Raw genomic sequence first — 14231 nt, 5'->3', positions numbered from 1 at the left:
ATTGTCCCACGTTCACGGTGTTGCGTCAGCGCCCGGTCGCTGTGCGCCACAGTCGCGCAATATCTGCCGCGCGCTCGCGCAGCAGGCGCGGCGCGTCGCTGCACGCCTGTTCAAGGCTCATCGGCCCGGACGGCAAGGCGAATGCGGCGCTCACGCCGTGGCTATACATATGCTCGTAGCCGTCGCCCAGGGTACCGGCGATCACGATGACGGGCACGTTGTGCTGCTGGGCGATGCGCGCCACGCCGAAGGGGGTTTTGCCGCGCAGGGTCTGGGCGTCGAAACGGCCTTCGCCGGTGACCACCAGGTCAGCCCCCTGCACCGCTGCATCCAGGCCGACCAGTTCGGCCACCACCTCAACACCCGCGCGAAATTGCGCGCCCAGAAACGCTTTGGCGGCAAAGCCCAGGCCACCGGCGGCGCCGCTGCCGGGTTCATCGCGCACGTCTTTGGGCAGGACCTTGGTGCAATGATCGGCAAAGTGACCCAGGGCTGCGTCCAGTTGTTCGACCTGCTGCGCGCTAGCACCTTTTTGCGGGCCGAAAATGGCAGATGCGCCGTGCGGACCACACAGCGGGTTATTCACATCGGCGGCAATTTCAAAACGCACCTGAGCCAAACGTGGGTCCAGCTGCTCAAGGCTGATCCGCGCAAGCCGCGCCAGCGCCAGGCCACCCGGGGCAAGTGCCTGATCTTGCGCATCGAACAGTTGCACACCCAGCGCCTGCATCGCCCCGGCACCGGCATCGTTGGTCGCACTGCCGCCAATCGCCAGAATGATGCGCTGGGCACCGGCGTCCAGGGCTGCACGGATCAGTTCGCCCGTGCCGTAGGTGCTGCTCGAACAGGCGTCGCGTTTGCCCGGCGCCAGCAGTTGCAAACCACTGGCTTCGGCCATTTCGATAATGGCGGTATGGCTGTCGGCCAACCAGCCCCAGCGTGCTTCAACCGACGCGCCCAAGGGGCCTCGAACGGTTTGGCTGCGCAACTCGCCCTTGCAGGCAGCAAGGACCGAATCCACCGTGCCTTCACCACCGTCCGCCATCGGGCACTGGACCAGATGTGCCTGCGGCCAGACCTCGGCCAAGCCTTCGGCGATGGCCTGGGCGACGCCTTCGGCGCTCAGGCTGTCCTTGAACGAGTCGGGGGCGATGATGATTTTCATGGGCGTTCTCCGGTTTTTATAACGCCCATGCTGCCAGTTGGCTGCGGCAATGACGCCGGTCCGATGCACAAGTGTGGCGCAGGTTTGTTGTTCATTCCGACAAAGCCTGGGGCAAAAGCTGTACGCCAAGGTACAGGGCCAGCATGCCGTCGAGGGTCAACGGGTCGACGCCGCTGAGCTCGGCAATGCGTTCCATGCGGTAGCGCAAGCTGTTGCGGTGGATGCCCAGCGCGTCGGCGCAGGCCTGGCTCTGGCCGTCGTGGTCGCACCAACTGCGCAGCGTGGCAAGCAGCTGGCCGTTGTTGTCCTTGGCCAGCACTTTGCGCAACGGGTTCAGCAGTTCATCCAGCGCATCGTCGTTGCGGTGGCGCCAGAGCATCACCGGCAGGCGGTAGCGGTTGAGCGTCAACAAACGTGACTGGGGCAGGATGTCACGACCGTAGGCCAGCAGATCGCCGACCCGGCGATAACACCGGCGCAGGCCCGCCAGGCCATCTGCTTGCCCACCGACGGCAACCCGCAGGATGTTCCAGCCCAGGCCCTGAAGTTTTTCCAGCAGCCGTGGGTTGTCCACCTGCACCGCCGCCGGCCGGCACCACAACAGGGAAAACTGCGCAGAGCTGACACACCAACTGTCCGGGTAACGGCTGGTCAGCCAGGCGCTCAGCGCTTCGGCCGACTGACCCACGCCCAGCTCAAACAGGTACGGCGTGCGCGGCATGTGCGGCTTGAGCCCCAGTTGCTGGGCCTCGTCCACCAGGCGCGGCGAGTCACCGCGTTCGGCCAGCAATAACGCAAGCAGGTCGTCGCACCGCTGGCGTCGCCATTGCTGCTCGGCTTGCTGATGACGGTGGCTGACCAACATCTCGGCGGTCATGCGCACCAGTTCAGCGTAGGTGCGCAACAGCTCGGGTTCACCGGTAATGCCCAGCACGCCGATCAGGCGTTGGTCGTGCATCAAGGGCAGGTTGATACCCGGCTGCACGCCTTTGAGGTGCTTGGCAGTCTGGCCGTCGATCTCGACTACCCGGCCGTTGGCCAGCACCAGCTGCGCACCCTCATGGCGGGTATTGATGCGCTCAGGCTCGCCGCTGCCCAGAATCAGGCCCTGGCTGTCCATGACGTTGACGTTATAGGGCAGGATCGCCATGGTGCGATTAACGATATCCTGCGCCAGGTCATGATCCAGCTCGAACATGGGGCTAAATTCCTGAAAAAAGCGAGTTGGTCATAGGCACAGCGCAAAGCGTGCCTGACTGTGCGCAAGCACAAAGACAGCACCCCGCAAGGTGGCCGAGACTCATTGAGCGATCAACGTTACCTTCGCATCGCGAAAAATCATAATAAAGAGAGACTGACATGTCACAGAGCGCCGCTGCCACACTGGCCACCGATGACGATAAAAACGCCATCTACAAGCGCATCACCCTGCGCCTGATCCCCTTCATTTTCATCTGCTACCTGTTTAATTACCTTGACCGGGTAAACGTTGGTTTTGCCAAGTTGCAGATGCTCGATGCGTTGAAATTCAGTGAAACGGTATACGGCCTGGGGGCCGGGATTTTCTTTATCGGTTATGTACTGTGCGGCGTGCCGAGCAACCTGGCGCTGACCCGGTTCGGCCCGCGGCGCTGGATTGCGCTGATGATGATCGTGTGGGGCACGCTCTCCACATGCTTGCTGTTCGTGACCACGCCGACACACTTCTATGGCCTGCGCCTGTTGACCGGTGCCGCTGAAGCCGGGTTCTTCCCAGGCGTGGTGCTGTACCTCTCGCAGTGGTTCCCGACCTTCCGCCGTGGGCGGATCATGGCGTTGTTCATGTCGGCAATCCCGGTGTCCGGCCTGCTTGGCAGCCCGTTTTCCGGCTGGATCCTCAACCACTTTGCCGCCGGCCAGGGTGGCCTGGCCGGCTGGCAGTGGATGTTCCTGTTGCAAGGCATCCCGACGGTGATTCTGGGCGCGCTCGCTTATTTCCTGCTCAGCGACAGCTTCGCCAATGCCAAGTGGCTTACGCCGCATGAGCGTGCAGTGCTGGAGGCCGACCAGGCGACGGATCTGGCGAACAAACCGAAAACCACCACAGATTCGCTCGGCGAGGTGTTCAAGAACCCGGCCATCTGGGCGTTTGGCCTGATCTACTTCTGCATCCAGAGCGGCGTGTACGCGATCAACTTCTGGCTGCCGTCGATCATCAAGAGCCTGGGCTTCAGCGATAACCTGGTGATTGGCTGGCTCAGCGCGATTCCGTACCTGCTGGCCGCGGTGTTCATGTTGCTGGTGGGCCGCTCCGCCGACTTGCGCAAGGAGCGTCGCTGGCACTTGGTGGTGCCGATGTTGATGGGCGCTATCGGTTTGGTGATCGCCGTTAATTTCGCCACTACTCCGGCGATTGCGATTCTTGGCCTGACCATCGCCACCATGGGCGCCCTCACCGGCCTGCCGATGTTCTGGCCGGTGCCGACGGCTCTGCTCAGTGCCGGCGCAGCGGCCGGTGGTTTGGCCCTGATCAACTCCATGGGCCAGATGGCCGGCTTCCTCAGCCCGTATATCGTAGGGTTTGTGAAGGATGCCACCGGGTCCACGGATGTGGCGTTGTACTTGCTGGCGGCGGTGATCGTTGCCGGTAGCGTGTTGGCGCTGCGCATGACGCGCACGTTGAAGGTATAACGCGCGCCCAGCAGCAATGAGTTCAATGTGAAAGCGGGCTTGCTCGCGAATGCGGTGGTTCAGTCTATACATTCAGTGACTGACACACTGCTTTCGCAAGCAAGCCCGCTCCCACTTTTGGTTGCCGGGTTTACAACAGGCCGCCGCCGTCGATGTCGATCACGGCGCCGGTGACGAAGCCATTTTCCATGGCCAGCACGTACCCCGCCGCCACTTCTTCAGCCTGCCCCACGCGCCCAACCGGCAAGGCCCCGCCGGCCTTGGCAAACATCGCCTGGCGCTGTTCTTCTGGCAAGCCTGCATAAGCAGGCGTGTCAATCACCCCCGGGCTGATCACATTGACCCGACGTGGTGCCAGCTCCTTCGCCAGCTGTTTGCCCAGCGCCTCGGTCGCGGCGTTGATGCCGGTCTTGATGAACTGGCCGGGCGCCAATTTACGGCCCAGTTGGCCAGAGGTCAGCGTGATGCTGCCGTGCTCGTCGAGAAATGGCAGCGCCTGTTGAATCGCGCGCAGCGAGCCCCAGAGCTTCACGTTGAAATTGTCCTGGGCTTCATCCAGGTCAGTGTCGAGCAAGGGTTTGGCCCGCACCGACGGCCCAGAGGTGTAGACCAGATGGTCAAAACGCCCCACCGCCTCGAACAAGCGTTGCAAGGACGCAGTGTCGGTCACATCCACCGGCTCGCTGCGTACGCCGTTGTCGACACCGGAGGTCAACCGGCGCCCGGCCAGCACCACCTGTGCGCCTCGTGCCGTGGCTGCCTTGGCCACGGCGGCGCCGATACCGCTGCTGCCGCCGATGACGATGACGGTTTTACCGCTGAGGGAAGATGTCATGGGTTAACTACCTGACTAAGAAAGTGAGCGTTGATCTTCTCAGCTTGGCAATCAGCGAAAAATCCCGGTAAAACGACAAGATCTTTAAAGGATTTTTACAAATGAGCTCAACCCTCGACCTTGAAGTGTTCGTGCGCACCGCCGACACCGGCAGCCTGTCAGCGGCGGCGCGCAGCCTCAACCTCACACCGGCTGCAGCGAGCATTGCGCTCAAGCGGCTGGAAACCCGGCTGGGCATCCGCCTGCTGGCCCGCTCTACGCGCAGCATGCGCCTGACCGAAGAAGGCCGGCGCTACCTGGACAGCGTGCGGGTTGCGCTGGAAGCCTTGTCGGAAGGCGAGCAGGCGATCAAGCAACAAGGCCAGAGCCTCAGCGGTTTATTGCAATTGGCGGCGCCCTCGGATTTTGGCCGCAATGTGCTGCTGGGCTGGCTGGATGAATTCAAGCGCGAACACCCGAACATCCGTTTGCAGTTGTTGCTCAACGACAGCAACGCCGACTTATTCCGCGACACCGTCGACATTGCCCTGCGCTTTGGTGTGCCACGCGACTCCAGCCTGGTCGCGCTGCCGGTGGTGCCGGGCCACCACCGCATTCCCTGCGCCAGCCCCGATTACCTGGCGCGCCATGGCACACCGCGCACGCCGGCAGACCTGGCGCAGCACAGCACGCTGCGCTACATGCGCCGTGGGCAGGCCAACAACACTTGGTACTTTCGTCAGGGCGCACTGCTGCAGGAAGTCGAGGTGACGGGCGATTACCTCAGCGACGACGGCGAAATCGTGCGGCGCTGGGCGCTGGCAGGCCATGGCATTGCCTACAAGGCCAACCTGGACATCGCCAGCGATATCAAGGCCGGGCGCCTGGTGTGGTTGTTGCCTGACTGGCAAGGCGAACCCACGCCGTTCAACCTGATGTGCCCGCACCGCCTGCAAGTGTCGGAACGGGTGAAAGTGCTGCACCGATTTCTGCAGGCACGCTGTCAGGCCTTGCTCAGTGCATGAAGAAACGCGCGCCGGGCTTGTTCCAGAGCCCTCGAGTCTGGTATTGCAGGGTTCACGTTTCCCTGCCATGAGGAGCTTTGCATGATTTACCGCACATTGGGCCAGTCCGGGTTGAAGGTCAGCGCACTGACACTGGGCACCATGATGTTTGGCGAGCAGACCAACACCGAAGACTCGCTGCGCATCATCGACAAGGCCTGGGACCAGGGCATCAATTTTATCGACACCGCCGACGTCTACACCGGCGGGCGTTCCGAAGAAATCGTCGGCGAGGCCATCGTTCGTCATCGCCAGGACTGGGTGGTGGCATCCAAGGTCGGCATCGGCCCGGCGGACGGCGTGCCGAATCGCAGCGGCTTGAGCCGCAAGCGCATTTTCAACGCGCTGGAAGCCAGCTTGACGCGCCTGGACACCGACTACCTGGACATCTATTACCTGCACCGCGAAGACCATGACACGCCGCTGGAAGTCACGGTGTCGGCAATTGGCGACCTGATCCGCCAGGGCAAGATCCGCTATTGGGGCCTGTCCAACTACCGGGGCTGGCGCATCGCCGAAGTGATTCGCGTGGCCGAGCGTTTGGGCGTGGACCAGCCGATCATCAGCCAGCCGCTGTACAACATCGTCAATCGCCAGGCCGAGGTCGAGCAGCTCACCGCCGCAGCCGCCTACGGCCTGGGCGTGGTGCCTTACAGCCCGTTGGCGCGCGGCGTGCTCAGCGGCAAGTACGCACCCGACGTCGCTCCTCAAGCGGGCAGCCGTGCGGCGCGTCAGGACAAGCGCATTCTGGAAACCGAATGGCGCGTGGAGTCACTGCGCATCGCCCAACAGATTCAGCAGTACACCCAAGGGCGCGGCGTCGGCATTGTCGAGTTTGCGATTGCCTGGGTGCTGAACAACTCGGCCGTGAGCTCGGCAATTGTCGGGCCGCGCACCGAAGCGCAGTGGGATGCCTACACCGGCGCGCTGGAGGTGAAGATCAGCGCTGAAGATGAGGCCTTTATTGATTCACTGGTAACGCCGGGGCATTCGTCCACGCCGGGCTTCAATGATGTGGGGCATTTTGTTTCGGGCCGCGTGGCACGCGCGTAGCGCCTGCAACGTGCAGGTGTGTATGGCGAGCGGGCTTGCCCGCGTTGGGCTGCGAAGCGGCACCATCGAGGACACCGTGTTGTGTCAGGCACAGCGCGGGGTCTGGTTTTGGGTCTGCTTTGCAGCCCAGCGCGGGGCAAGCCCGCTCGTCACAGGCGCTTGCATGAACCTGGTGTGGTGAGAAAATTTCCTGCAAAACGCCCCAAAACAGCGCAACCGTCTTGCGCCAAAAGCACCATAATCCCCTCCTGAAAATATCCCCCCAATTTATAGCTTTTCGTTTTCGCGAGGACAGTGTGTCTAAAGGTGTTGTGTTGTCGGTATTGGCCTCGGTGTTGTTTGCCGTGATGTATTACTTCACCTCGCTGCTCACGCCATTGAGCGGCCTGGAAATTTTCGGCTGGCGCATGTTGCTGACCGTGCCGTGCATGACCGTGTTCATGATCATCAGCGGCGAATGGCGGCGAGTCTGGGAGCTGGTGCGAATGCTGGCGGCCAGGCCGCGGCTGATCGGCGGCGTGCTGCTGTCGTCGGCCTTGCTCGGCGTGCAACTGTGGCTATTTATGTGGGCACCGCTCAATGGGCGCAGCCTGGATGTGTCGGTCGGCTACTTCCTGCTGCCGCTGACCATGGTGCTGACCGGGCGCCTGGTGTACGGCGAACGCTTGTCGCGCCTGCAGCAGATCGCGGTATTTTTTGCCGCGCTCGGCGTGCTGAACGAGTTGTATCAGGCCGGTGGTTTTTCCTGGGCAACCCTGGTGGTGATCATTGGTTACCCGATCTATTTTGTGGTGCGCAAATACCTGACCACTGATCACCTGGGCGGGTTGTGGCTGGACATGGCGCTGATGCTGCCCGTGGCCTGGTGGTTTGTGCAGCACGGTGAACAAGGTTTTGCCGTGATGGACATTCATCCAAAGCTGTATGCATTGATTCCGATGCTGGGGGTGATCAGTGCCTCGGCGCTGGTCAGCTATATCGTGGCCAGCCGGCTGTTGCCGTTCAGCCTGTTCGGGCTGCTCAGCTATGTGGAACCGGTGTTGCTGCTGGCGGTGGCGTTGATATTGGGCGAAGGCATCAAGGGCGGCCAGTGGCTGACCTATATCCCGATCTGGCTGGCGGTGATGGTGCTGGTGTACGAGGGCTTCAAGCACTTGGTGCGTCAACGCAAAGCGTGATGCGCAGGCCATAAAAAGCCCGGCCGAGGGTTACCTCGGCCGGGCTTTTTTACGCTTAGTCGGCGGTCAATACACCACGACGCACCTGGTCACGCTCGATCGACTCGAACAGTGCCTTGAAGTTGCCCTCGCCAAACCCATCATCGCCCTTGCGCTGGATGAATTCGAAGAACACCGGGCCCATCAGGGTTTCCGAGAAGATTTGCAGCAGCAGGCGCTTGTCGCCGGCAATCGACGAACCGTCGAGCAGAATGCCACGCGCTTGCAGTTGATCCACCGGCTCGCCGTGGTTAGGCAGGCGGCCTTCGAGCATTTCGTAGTAGGTGTCTGGCGGCGCGGTCATGAAGCGCATGCCGATCTTCTTCAGCGCGTCCCAGGTCTTGACCAGGTCGTCGGTGAGGAACGCCACGTGCTGGATGCCTTCGCCGTTGAACTGCATCAGGAACTCTTCGATCTGGCCCGCGCCCTTGGACGATTCTTCGTTCAGCGGGATGCGGATCATGCCGTCCGGAGCGCTCATGGCCTTGGACGTCAGGCCGGTGTATTCGCCCTTGATATCGAAGTAGCGCGCTTCGCGGAAGTTGAACAGCTTCTCGTAGAAGTTGGCCCAGTAGACCATGCGCCCGCGATACACGTTGTGGGTCAGGTGGTCGATGACCTTGAGGCCGGCGCCCACCGGGTTGCGGTCCACACCTTCGAGGTACACGAAGTCGATGTCATAGATCGAGTTGCCTTCGCCGAAGCGGTCGATCAGGTACAGCGGCGCGCCGCCGATGCCCTTGATGGCTGGCAGGTTAAGCTCCATCGGGCCGGTTTCGATGTGGATCGGCTGTGCGCCGAGTTCGAGCGCGCGGTTGTAGGCCTGCTGCGAATCCTTGACGCGGAACGCCATGCCGCACACCGACGGGCCGTGTTCGGCCGCAAAGTACGAGGCCAGGCTGTCGGGCTGGTTGTTGAGGATCAGGTTGATTTCGCCCTGGCGATACAGGTGCACGTTCTTGGAGCGGTGGGAGGCGACTTTGGTGAAGCCCATGATCTCGAAGATCGGCTCCAGAGTGCCCGGCGTTGGCGATGCGAATTCGATGAATTCAAAGCCCATCAGGCCCATTGGGTTTTCGTATTGGTCTGCCATGGTGGCACCTCATCATTCTTGTCATTAACACAGGGTTATTTGCGAGCAAGGATGAGGTTGCAGGGTGGCGCACAGGACAGGCCTCGCACACTGCGCGCGAGGAAATCACCAAAGATGAGGGGGGAGCCGAGTAGCTTCATGGTTACATCAGTCTCTGACGGCCGAGGCTTGCGTGAGCGCAAGTCCATATTCTTGTATGCGTAAATCGATTCTACACAGCGTAACAGCGTTTGTCCGCACTCTTATCAAATCCTCAATGGCTTGGGCTGCGCAAGGGGTTTGTTGCACAGATGGATGCCCAGCAGGATCACCGCCCCGCCCACCAGCATCGGCGTGCTCAGGTGCTCATCCAGCAGCATGGCGCCGCAGATCACTGCCGTCAGCGGGTTGAGCGCGATGAACACGCCGGCGCGGGTTGCGCCGATACGGCGAATGCCGTCATACCAGGCGATGTAAGCCAGCGGCGAGCCGAACACGCCCAGGTACAGCAGGCTGAGCATTTGCGGTAAATGGATCGCGCTCAGGGCTTTTAATGTGAGCTTGCCACCGACCAGTGTGGTGACCGTCAACATCGCCGTGCCCAGCAAGATCGACCAGGTCACCGTCTGCAATGGCCCCAGGCTCTGGTTGAGGCTGCGGGAAAACAGCGAGTAGGCGCCCCACCCCAACACACAGCCAAAAATCAGCAGATCGCCCAGCCAGGCGTTGGCCGCACCCTGCAGCACTTGGGGATTGCGGCTGATGATGACCGCACCCGCGCCGCCCAGGCACAAGGCAATGCCCAGGCATCTGGCCGTGCCTAGCCGCTCCTTGAACAGCCACCACGAACCCAGGCCGATCACCGCCGGGTTCAAGGCCACGATCAGCGACGCCCGCGACGCATTGATGTAATTCAGACCGTAGAAGAAACACAGGTTGTAGAAAAAGATTCCGCAGAACCCCAGCATTGCCAACTGCGCGAGTTGCCTGGCGCTGGGCCGCGCCAGGCGCACGCGTGCCAGGGCCATGAAGCCCAGCAGCGCTGCGCTGGCCAACACAAAACGCAGCGTGGCCGCCAGCAGCGGCTCCACGTCGGCTGCCAGGTAGCGGCCGGACACAAAGGTCGCGCCCCAGATCATGGTGACAGCAGCAAGTTTGAGGTAAGTCAGGCGATCGGGAGAGGACGTCATCGGTGAGGCTCAGTGGATGTCAGGATTGGGATATCCTGTGGCTAATGACTGATCATCGTAAAATGAGTAATTGCTCATGACCCTTACGCAGCTGCAAATCTTCTCGCGCGTGGCCGAGCTGCAAAGCTTCACCCACACCGCCCACCGCCTGGGTATCAGCCAGTCAGCCGTGTCGCATGCCATCAAGGCCCTTGAGCAGGAACTGGGCGTCGAACTGTTCCGGCGCCATCAGTCCCAGGTCGAACTCAGTGATATCGGCCAGCAATTGCTGATGCGTGCGCGCACCTTGCTGGGCGTGGCCGACACCCTGCAACAGGAAGCCTCGGATGCGCGGGGCATGAAGCGCGGCACGCTGCGCATCGGCTCTTTTGGCCCGACTTCGTCCAATTGTCTGCTGCCGCGCATTCTCGAGCCATTCAGGCGTCAGCACCCGGGCATTGAGGTGCACGTGGACGAAGGCCCGGACCGCCAAGTGATCCAGTGGCTGGACGAGCGGCGCATCGACGTGGGATTTGTGGTGCTGGAACAGGAGCGCTTCGATACGTTTGCGCTGTTCAACGACCAGATGGTCGCCCTGCTGCCCGCTGCGCACCCGCTGGCTGCGCAGCCTTGCGTGACTTTGAAGGCGCTGTGTGACGACCCGTTCATTCTCACCGACGCCGGCTCGCAGGAGCTGGTCTCGCGATTGTTCAGCAGCGCGCGACTAACCCCGAATGTGCGTTACCGCTGCTCGCAACTGCTCAGTACGCTTGCGGCAGTAAGCCGCGGCGACGGCGTGAGTGTGGTGGCGCAGGCGTCCTTGCCGCAGACGCCAGACGCACGTTACCAGGTGCGCCCGCTGTCGCCACGAGTGAATCGGGACATTGGCCTGGCGGTGCTGGACCAACGTCAGGCGACACCTGCGACCCTGGCGTTTATCCAACTGGCGCAGACGCTGAACTTCCAGCGGGGCTGACTCACCTGACCGCCAGGTACAGCGAGCTTATTTCGCACGCGCCATCTATCATTTGATGTATCTGATTAGCCCTTCGGGGCTTTTCCCATCCTGCGACAGGCCGTCTCTCCATGCCCCTGACCGTAAACGGCCCGCGAAAACGCGCCACCCGCTATTTGCTTACCACCCTCAGTGGCCTGCTGCCGATCGCGCTGGGGATGGTCATTCTGCACTGGCAAGCCGAACGCACCCTGCAACAAAGCACTGCGCAAACCGCCCGTGAAGCCGTGCGCCAGTTTGACCTGATGCTCGATAACACCACCCTCGCCGCCCAGGCCTTGCTGCCACTGGCGGGTCAGCCGTGCGACAACGGCGCGCAGCTGGCGCTGCGTGAACAAGTCACGCGCCGGCCCTTTGTGCGCGCAACAACGTTGTCCTGGCAGAAAAACATCTATTGCAGCTCGCTGTTCGGCGATCACTACCAGTCAGCGGTCAACCCGGATGATTACGTGGACGGGAGCCTGTGGTTGATGAATGGCAATCCGGTCACACCCGATACTGCGCTGCTGGTTAACCGGCTGGTCGAAGGCGACAAGGCGGCGTTCGCCTCGATTGATGGTTATCACCTGACCAACGCCTTGCGCTTGATCAGCCGTTACGCACACCTGGTGTTGCAAGTGGGCCCCAACTGGCTGGATGCCGACGGCAAGGTGCACAACACGCCCGTGCCGGTGTTCGAGGTGGCCCATCACCACCTGGCCTCGCAGCGCTATCACTACAGTGTCGACGCCGGCATGCCGGCCGGTGAAGTGTGGCGGTACATGGAAGCGCGCTATCCGGCCCTGTTCAGCCTGCTGGTGTTTTTTGGCGTACTGTCGGGCGTGCTTGCGCACTGGCTGCAAAAGCGCTCGTCTGCGCCCACCCATGAACTGCAACGCGCCTTGGGTGCCAACGAGTTCATTCCGTACTTTCAACCCGTGGTCCGCGGCGACACGCGTGAATGGGCCGGCTGTGAAGTGCTGATGCGTTGGCAGCACCCGAAAGAAGGCCTGGTGCGTCCCGACCTGTTTATCCCGTTGGCGGAGCATTCCGGCCTGATCGTGCCGATGACCCGCGCCTTGCTGCACCAGACGGCGGCGCAGTTGGCCCCGCATGCTGAGCGCTGGCGTCCGGGCTTTCATATTGGCGTGAATATCACGGCACGCCACTGTGAGGATCTGGACCTGGTGGAAGATTGTCGAACGTTTCTCGCCGCGTTCGCCCCAGGCCAAGTGACGCTGGTGCTGGAGTTGACCGAGCGTGAACTGATCAAGCCTACGGATATCACGCGTCAGCTGTTCGACGCCCTGCATCAACTGGGCGTGATGATTGCCATTGATGACTTCGGTACCGGGCACTCCAGCCTCGGTTACTTGCGCAACTTCAATGTCGATTACTTGAAAATCGATCAAAGCTTTGTCGCCATGATTGGCGCTGATGCACTTTCACGGCATATCCTCGACAGCATCATCGAACTCTCCGGCAAGCTGGACCTGGGCATCGTGGCCGAGGGCGTGGAAACAGCAGAGCAATGTGAATATCTGGCGGCCCACGGTGTGGATTTTCTGCAGGGTTACCTGTTTGGCCGACCACTCCCCGGTGACGAATTCATTAAGTCGCTGGCCAGCCATTGAATAGCCACTCATTACGCTTGATGAAATAATCTTATTTAGGTAAACGACGTGATTTACTCGTGGGGCATTAACTACTACAATTTTTCCTGCCTGTGCTGAACTCGCAGAAAGGCCTCTTTCTTTGAGTCACCTTATAAGCGCTTGGCTTATAGCTTTGTCTGCAGTTGATATCAGCAAACTACATTATTGGAGTACAGATTTTGTCCAGACTCGCCGAATTTCGCGCAGCAGAAAAAGCCCTTCAAGAGCAGCTGGCCCAGCTGGAATCACTGAAGAACGACGCCGGCCTGAAGAAAGAAATCGAATTCGAAGAAAAGCTGCAAGGCTTGATGAAGCACTACGGCAAAGGCCTGCGCGACATCATCGCGATCCTTGACCCTCACCCTGCCAAGGCCGGTGCTGCAACGGCCGCCGCCCCTAAACAGCGCCGCGCACGCGTGGTCAAGGTGTACCATAACCCGCACACCGGCGAGCTGATCGAGACTAAAGGCGGCAACCACCGCGGCCTCAAAGCCTGGAAAGAACAGTATGGCGCCGCCACTGTAGATTCCTGGCTTCGCGGCTGATCGCACTGCACTAACAAAAAGCCCCGCTGATGCGGGGCTTTTTTTGTTTAAGGATTCGAAAACGAACTTAACTAACATTTCACTTTGTTCAAATCCGATCAACCTGGCACATTCAAAGTTTCAGGCTGTCGCGTACCGATCCGACTTCGCCCTGGCTGGCCTCATAGGCTTCGGCTTGGCCGGCGTATGAAAAAACATAGGCTTTGTCAGTATCTACCGCACCGACTAATGTTTGCGACAACACGTGCCGCCCATTCTCGGTAATCACGCAAGTTGTTTCCAATGCATCAAGACGGCTCAATGTGGTTGGGTGCATCTTGGTGCACACGCTTTGATAACCGCTGCCGCCAAAGTCTTTCTGGATGGATTTACGCATTTCCAGCAACACGCCTTGAAGATTAACTTTATGACCCGCCTCGATCGGCGTGCCGGTCAACTCCATGACCATCAAGGTATTGCCATTTTCGTCATTTTTGATCGCGCGCTGGCGAGACACGGCCTGGGGTTTTACCGGGGCTTCGCCGTCCGGCTCCACTTCCTCGACCTGCCAGCCACTGGGCCAGTGAATTTCCGGGGCGGCTGCCAGTACGAACGGGCTGCCCAGCAGTAGAAACAACGAGCTCAACAGCGATTTACGAAATTCGATCATTACAAAAAACGCCCAAGGTTCAAGCGTCAAAGTTTGAGCCCCGGCACCCGCTAGTCGCAAGCGCTGCGTGACCTTTTTCATTTGGCGCAGTGGGCGGCCCTTGCGTATCATGGCTCGGCTGCATGGACGCTTGCCGCAAGCCAACGGACCGCGCCTATCATTTC

At 60.8% G+C, this 14231-nt stretch carries 13 protein-coding genes; 7 read left to right on the top strand and 6 right to left on the bottom strand.

Features of this window, described 5'->3' with window-relative positions; all coding sequences use genetic code 11:
* Positions 1 to 25: 25 nt before the first annotated feature.
* A complete protein-coding gene (locus AACV02_RS13780; RefSeq protein WP_119740322.1) occupies positions 26 to 1165 on the bottom strand; it encodes a glycerate kinase in 1140 nt (379 codons plus the stop codon).
* Between the two features lie 91 nt (positions 1166 to 1256).
* Positions 1257 to 2363 (bottom strand): sugar diacid recognition domain-containing protein, encoded by a 1107-nt coding sequence (locus AACV02_RS13775; RefSeq protein WP_119740320.1) that lies wholly within the window; start codon positions 2361 to 2363, stop codon positions 1257 to 1259.
* A gap of 161 nt (positions 2364 to 2524) precedes the next feature.
* Here AACV02_RS13775 and AACV02_RS13770 point away from each other — a divergent pair, with 161 nt between their 5' ends.
* Positions 2525 to 3835, top strand: coding sequence for an MFS transporter (locus AACV02_RS13770; RefSeq protein WP_106579171.1), 1311 nt, complete (start codon positions 2525 to 2527; stop codon positions 3833 to 3835).
* Between the two features lie 130 nt (positions 3836 to 3965).
* On the opposite strand, the gene AACV02_RS13765 is transcribed toward AACV02_RS13770, so the two are convergent.
* A complete protein-coding gene (locus AACV02_RS13765) occupies positions 3966 to 4670 on the bottom strand; it encodes an SDR family oxidoreductase (protein WP_119740318.1) in 705 nt (234 codons plus the stop codon).
* Between the two features lie 101 nt (positions 4671 to 4771).
* On the opposite strand from AACV02_RS13765, the gene AACV02_RS13760 reads away from it, so the two are divergent.
* The 3 genes from AACV02_RS13760 (at position 4772) to rarD (ending at position 7944) form a co-directional block, all read left to right on the top strand.
* Positions 4772 to 5674 (top strand): LysR family transcriptional regulator, encoded by a 903-nt coding sequence (locus AACV02_RS13760; protein ID WP_119740316.1) that lies wholly within the window; start codon positions 4772 to 4774, stop codon positions 5672 to 5674.
* 81 nt (positions 5675 to 5755) lie between these two features.
* Positions 5756 to 6766: an aldo/keto reductase gene (locus AACV02_RS13755; RefSeq protein WP_106579168.1), complete on the top strand. Its 1011-nt coding sequence runs from the start codon at positions 5756 to 5758 to the stop codon at positions 6764 to 6766.
* A 296-nt stretch (positions 6767 to 7062) separates the two neighbouring features.
* Positions 7063 to 7944, top strand: coding sequence for an EamA family transporter RarD (gene rarD / locus AACV02_RS13750; protein ID WP_106579167.1), 882 nt, complete (start codon positions 7063 to 7065; stop codon positions 7942 to 7944).
* A gap of 55 nt (positions 7945 to 7999) precedes the next feature.
* Here rarD and hppD read toward each other — a convergent pair whose 3' ends face one another.
* Positions 8000 to 9076, bottom strand: a complete 1077-nt coding sequence (gene hppD / locus AACV02_RS13745) for a 4-hydroxyphenylpyruvate dioxygenase (protein ID WP_106579166.1) — start codon at positions 9074 to 9076, stop codon at positions 8000 to 8002.
* Positions 9077 to 9321: 245 nt separating this feature from the next.
* Positions 9322 to 10245: a DMT family transporter gene (locus tag AACV02_RS13740; protein ID WP_119740314.1), complete on the bottom strand. Its 924-nt coding sequence runs from the start codon at positions 10243 to 10245 to the stop codon at positions 9322 to 9324.
* A 76-nt stretch (positions 10246 to 10321) separates the two neighbouring features.
* Between AACV02_RS13740 and AACV02_RS13735 the strand changes: the two genes are divergently transcribed.
* The 3 genes from AACV02_RS13735 to AACV02_RS13725 all read left to right on the top strand — a co-directional run bounded on the left by AACV02_RS13735 (position 10322) and on the right by AACV02_RS13725 (position 13418).
* Positions 10322 to 11200, top strand: coding sequence for a LysR family transcriptional regulator (locus AACV02_RS13735; RefSeq protein ID WP_119740312.1), 879 nt, complete (start codon positions 10322 to 10324; stop codon positions 11198 to 11200).
* Positions 11201 to 11310: 110 nt separating this feature from the next.
* Positions 11311 to 12852, top strand: a complete 1542-nt coding sequence (locus AACV02_RS13730) for an EAL domain-containing protein (RefSeq protein WP_119740310.1) — start codon at positions 11311 to 11313, stop codon at positions 12850 to 12852.
* A 200-nt stretch (positions 12853 to 13052) separates the two neighbouring features.
* Entirely contained in the window at positions 13053 to 13418 is a 366-nt protein-coding gene (locus AACV02_RS13725) for a histone-like nucleoid-structuring protein, MvaT/MvaU family (RefSeq protein WP_106579162.1), read from the top strand.
* A gap of 112 nt (positions 13419 to 13530) precedes the next feature.
* On the opposite strand, the gene AACV02_RS13720 is transcribed toward AACV02_RS13725, so the two are convergent.
* A complete protein-coding gene (locus AACV02_RS13720) occupies positions 13531 to 14067 on the bottom strand; it encodes a DUF4946 domain-containing protein (protein ID WP_119740308.1) in 537 nt (178 codons plus the stop codon).
* Between the last annotated feature and the right edge of the window lie 164 nt (positions 14068 to 14231).

This window comes from Pseudomonas sp. Larv2_ips (genome assembly GCF_963879675.1).
Taxonomy (GTDB): Bacteria; Pseudomonadota; Gammaproteobacteria; order Pseudomonadales; family Pseudomonadaceae; genus Aquipseudomonas.
The sequence above is the reverse complement of the archived record's forward strand: the minus strand, read 5'-3'. Positions and strand labels throughout refer to the sequence as shown.

Bases quoted from the DNA above. Each gene is read 5' to 3' on its own strand.
- hppD (WP_106579166.1), bottom strand. From the start codon at position 9,076: ATGGCAGACCAATACGAAAACCCAATGGGCCTGATGGGCTTTGAATTC.
- AACV02_RS13730 (WP_119740310.1), top strand. From the start codon at position 11,311: ATGCCCCTGACCGTAAACGGCCCGCGAAAACGCGCCACCCGCTATTTG.
- AACV02_RS13720 (WP_119740308.1), bottom strand. From the start codon at position 14,067: ATGATCGAATTTCGTAAATCGCTGTTGAGCTCGTTGTTTCTACTGCTG.
- AACV02_RS13760 (WP_119740316.1), top strand. From the start codon at position 4,772: ATGAGCTCAACCCTCGACCTTGAAGTGTTCGTGCGCACCGCCGACACC.
- AACV02_RS13765 (WP_119740318.1), bottom strand. From the start codon at position 4,670: ATGACATCTTCCCTCAGCGGTAAAACCGTCATCGTCATCGGCGGCAGC.
- AACV02_RS13755 (WP_106579168.1), top strand. From the start codon at position 5,756: ATGATTTACCGCACATTGGGCCAGTCCGGGTTGAAGGTCAGCGCACTG.
- AACV02_RS13770 (WP_106579171.1), top strand. From the start codon at position 2,525: ATGTCACAGAGCGCCGCTGCCACACTGGCCACCGATGACGATAAAAAC.
- AACV02_RS13775 (WP_119740320.1), bottom strand. From the start codon at position 2,363: ATGTTCGAGCTGGATCATGACCTGGCGCAGGATATCGTTAATCGCACC.
- AACV02_RS13780 (WP_119740322.1), bottom strand. From the start codon at position 1,165: ATGAAAATCATCATCGCCCCCGACTCGTTCAAGGACAGCCTGAGCGCC.
- AACV02_RS13735 (WP_119740312.1), top strand. From the start codon at position 10,322: ATGACCCTTACGCAGCTGCAAATCTTCTCGCGCGTGGCCGAGCTGCAA.
- AACV02_RS13740 (WP_119740314.1), bottom strand. From the start codon at position 10,245: ATGACGTCCTCTCCCGATCGCCTGACTTACCTCAAACTTGCTGCTGTC.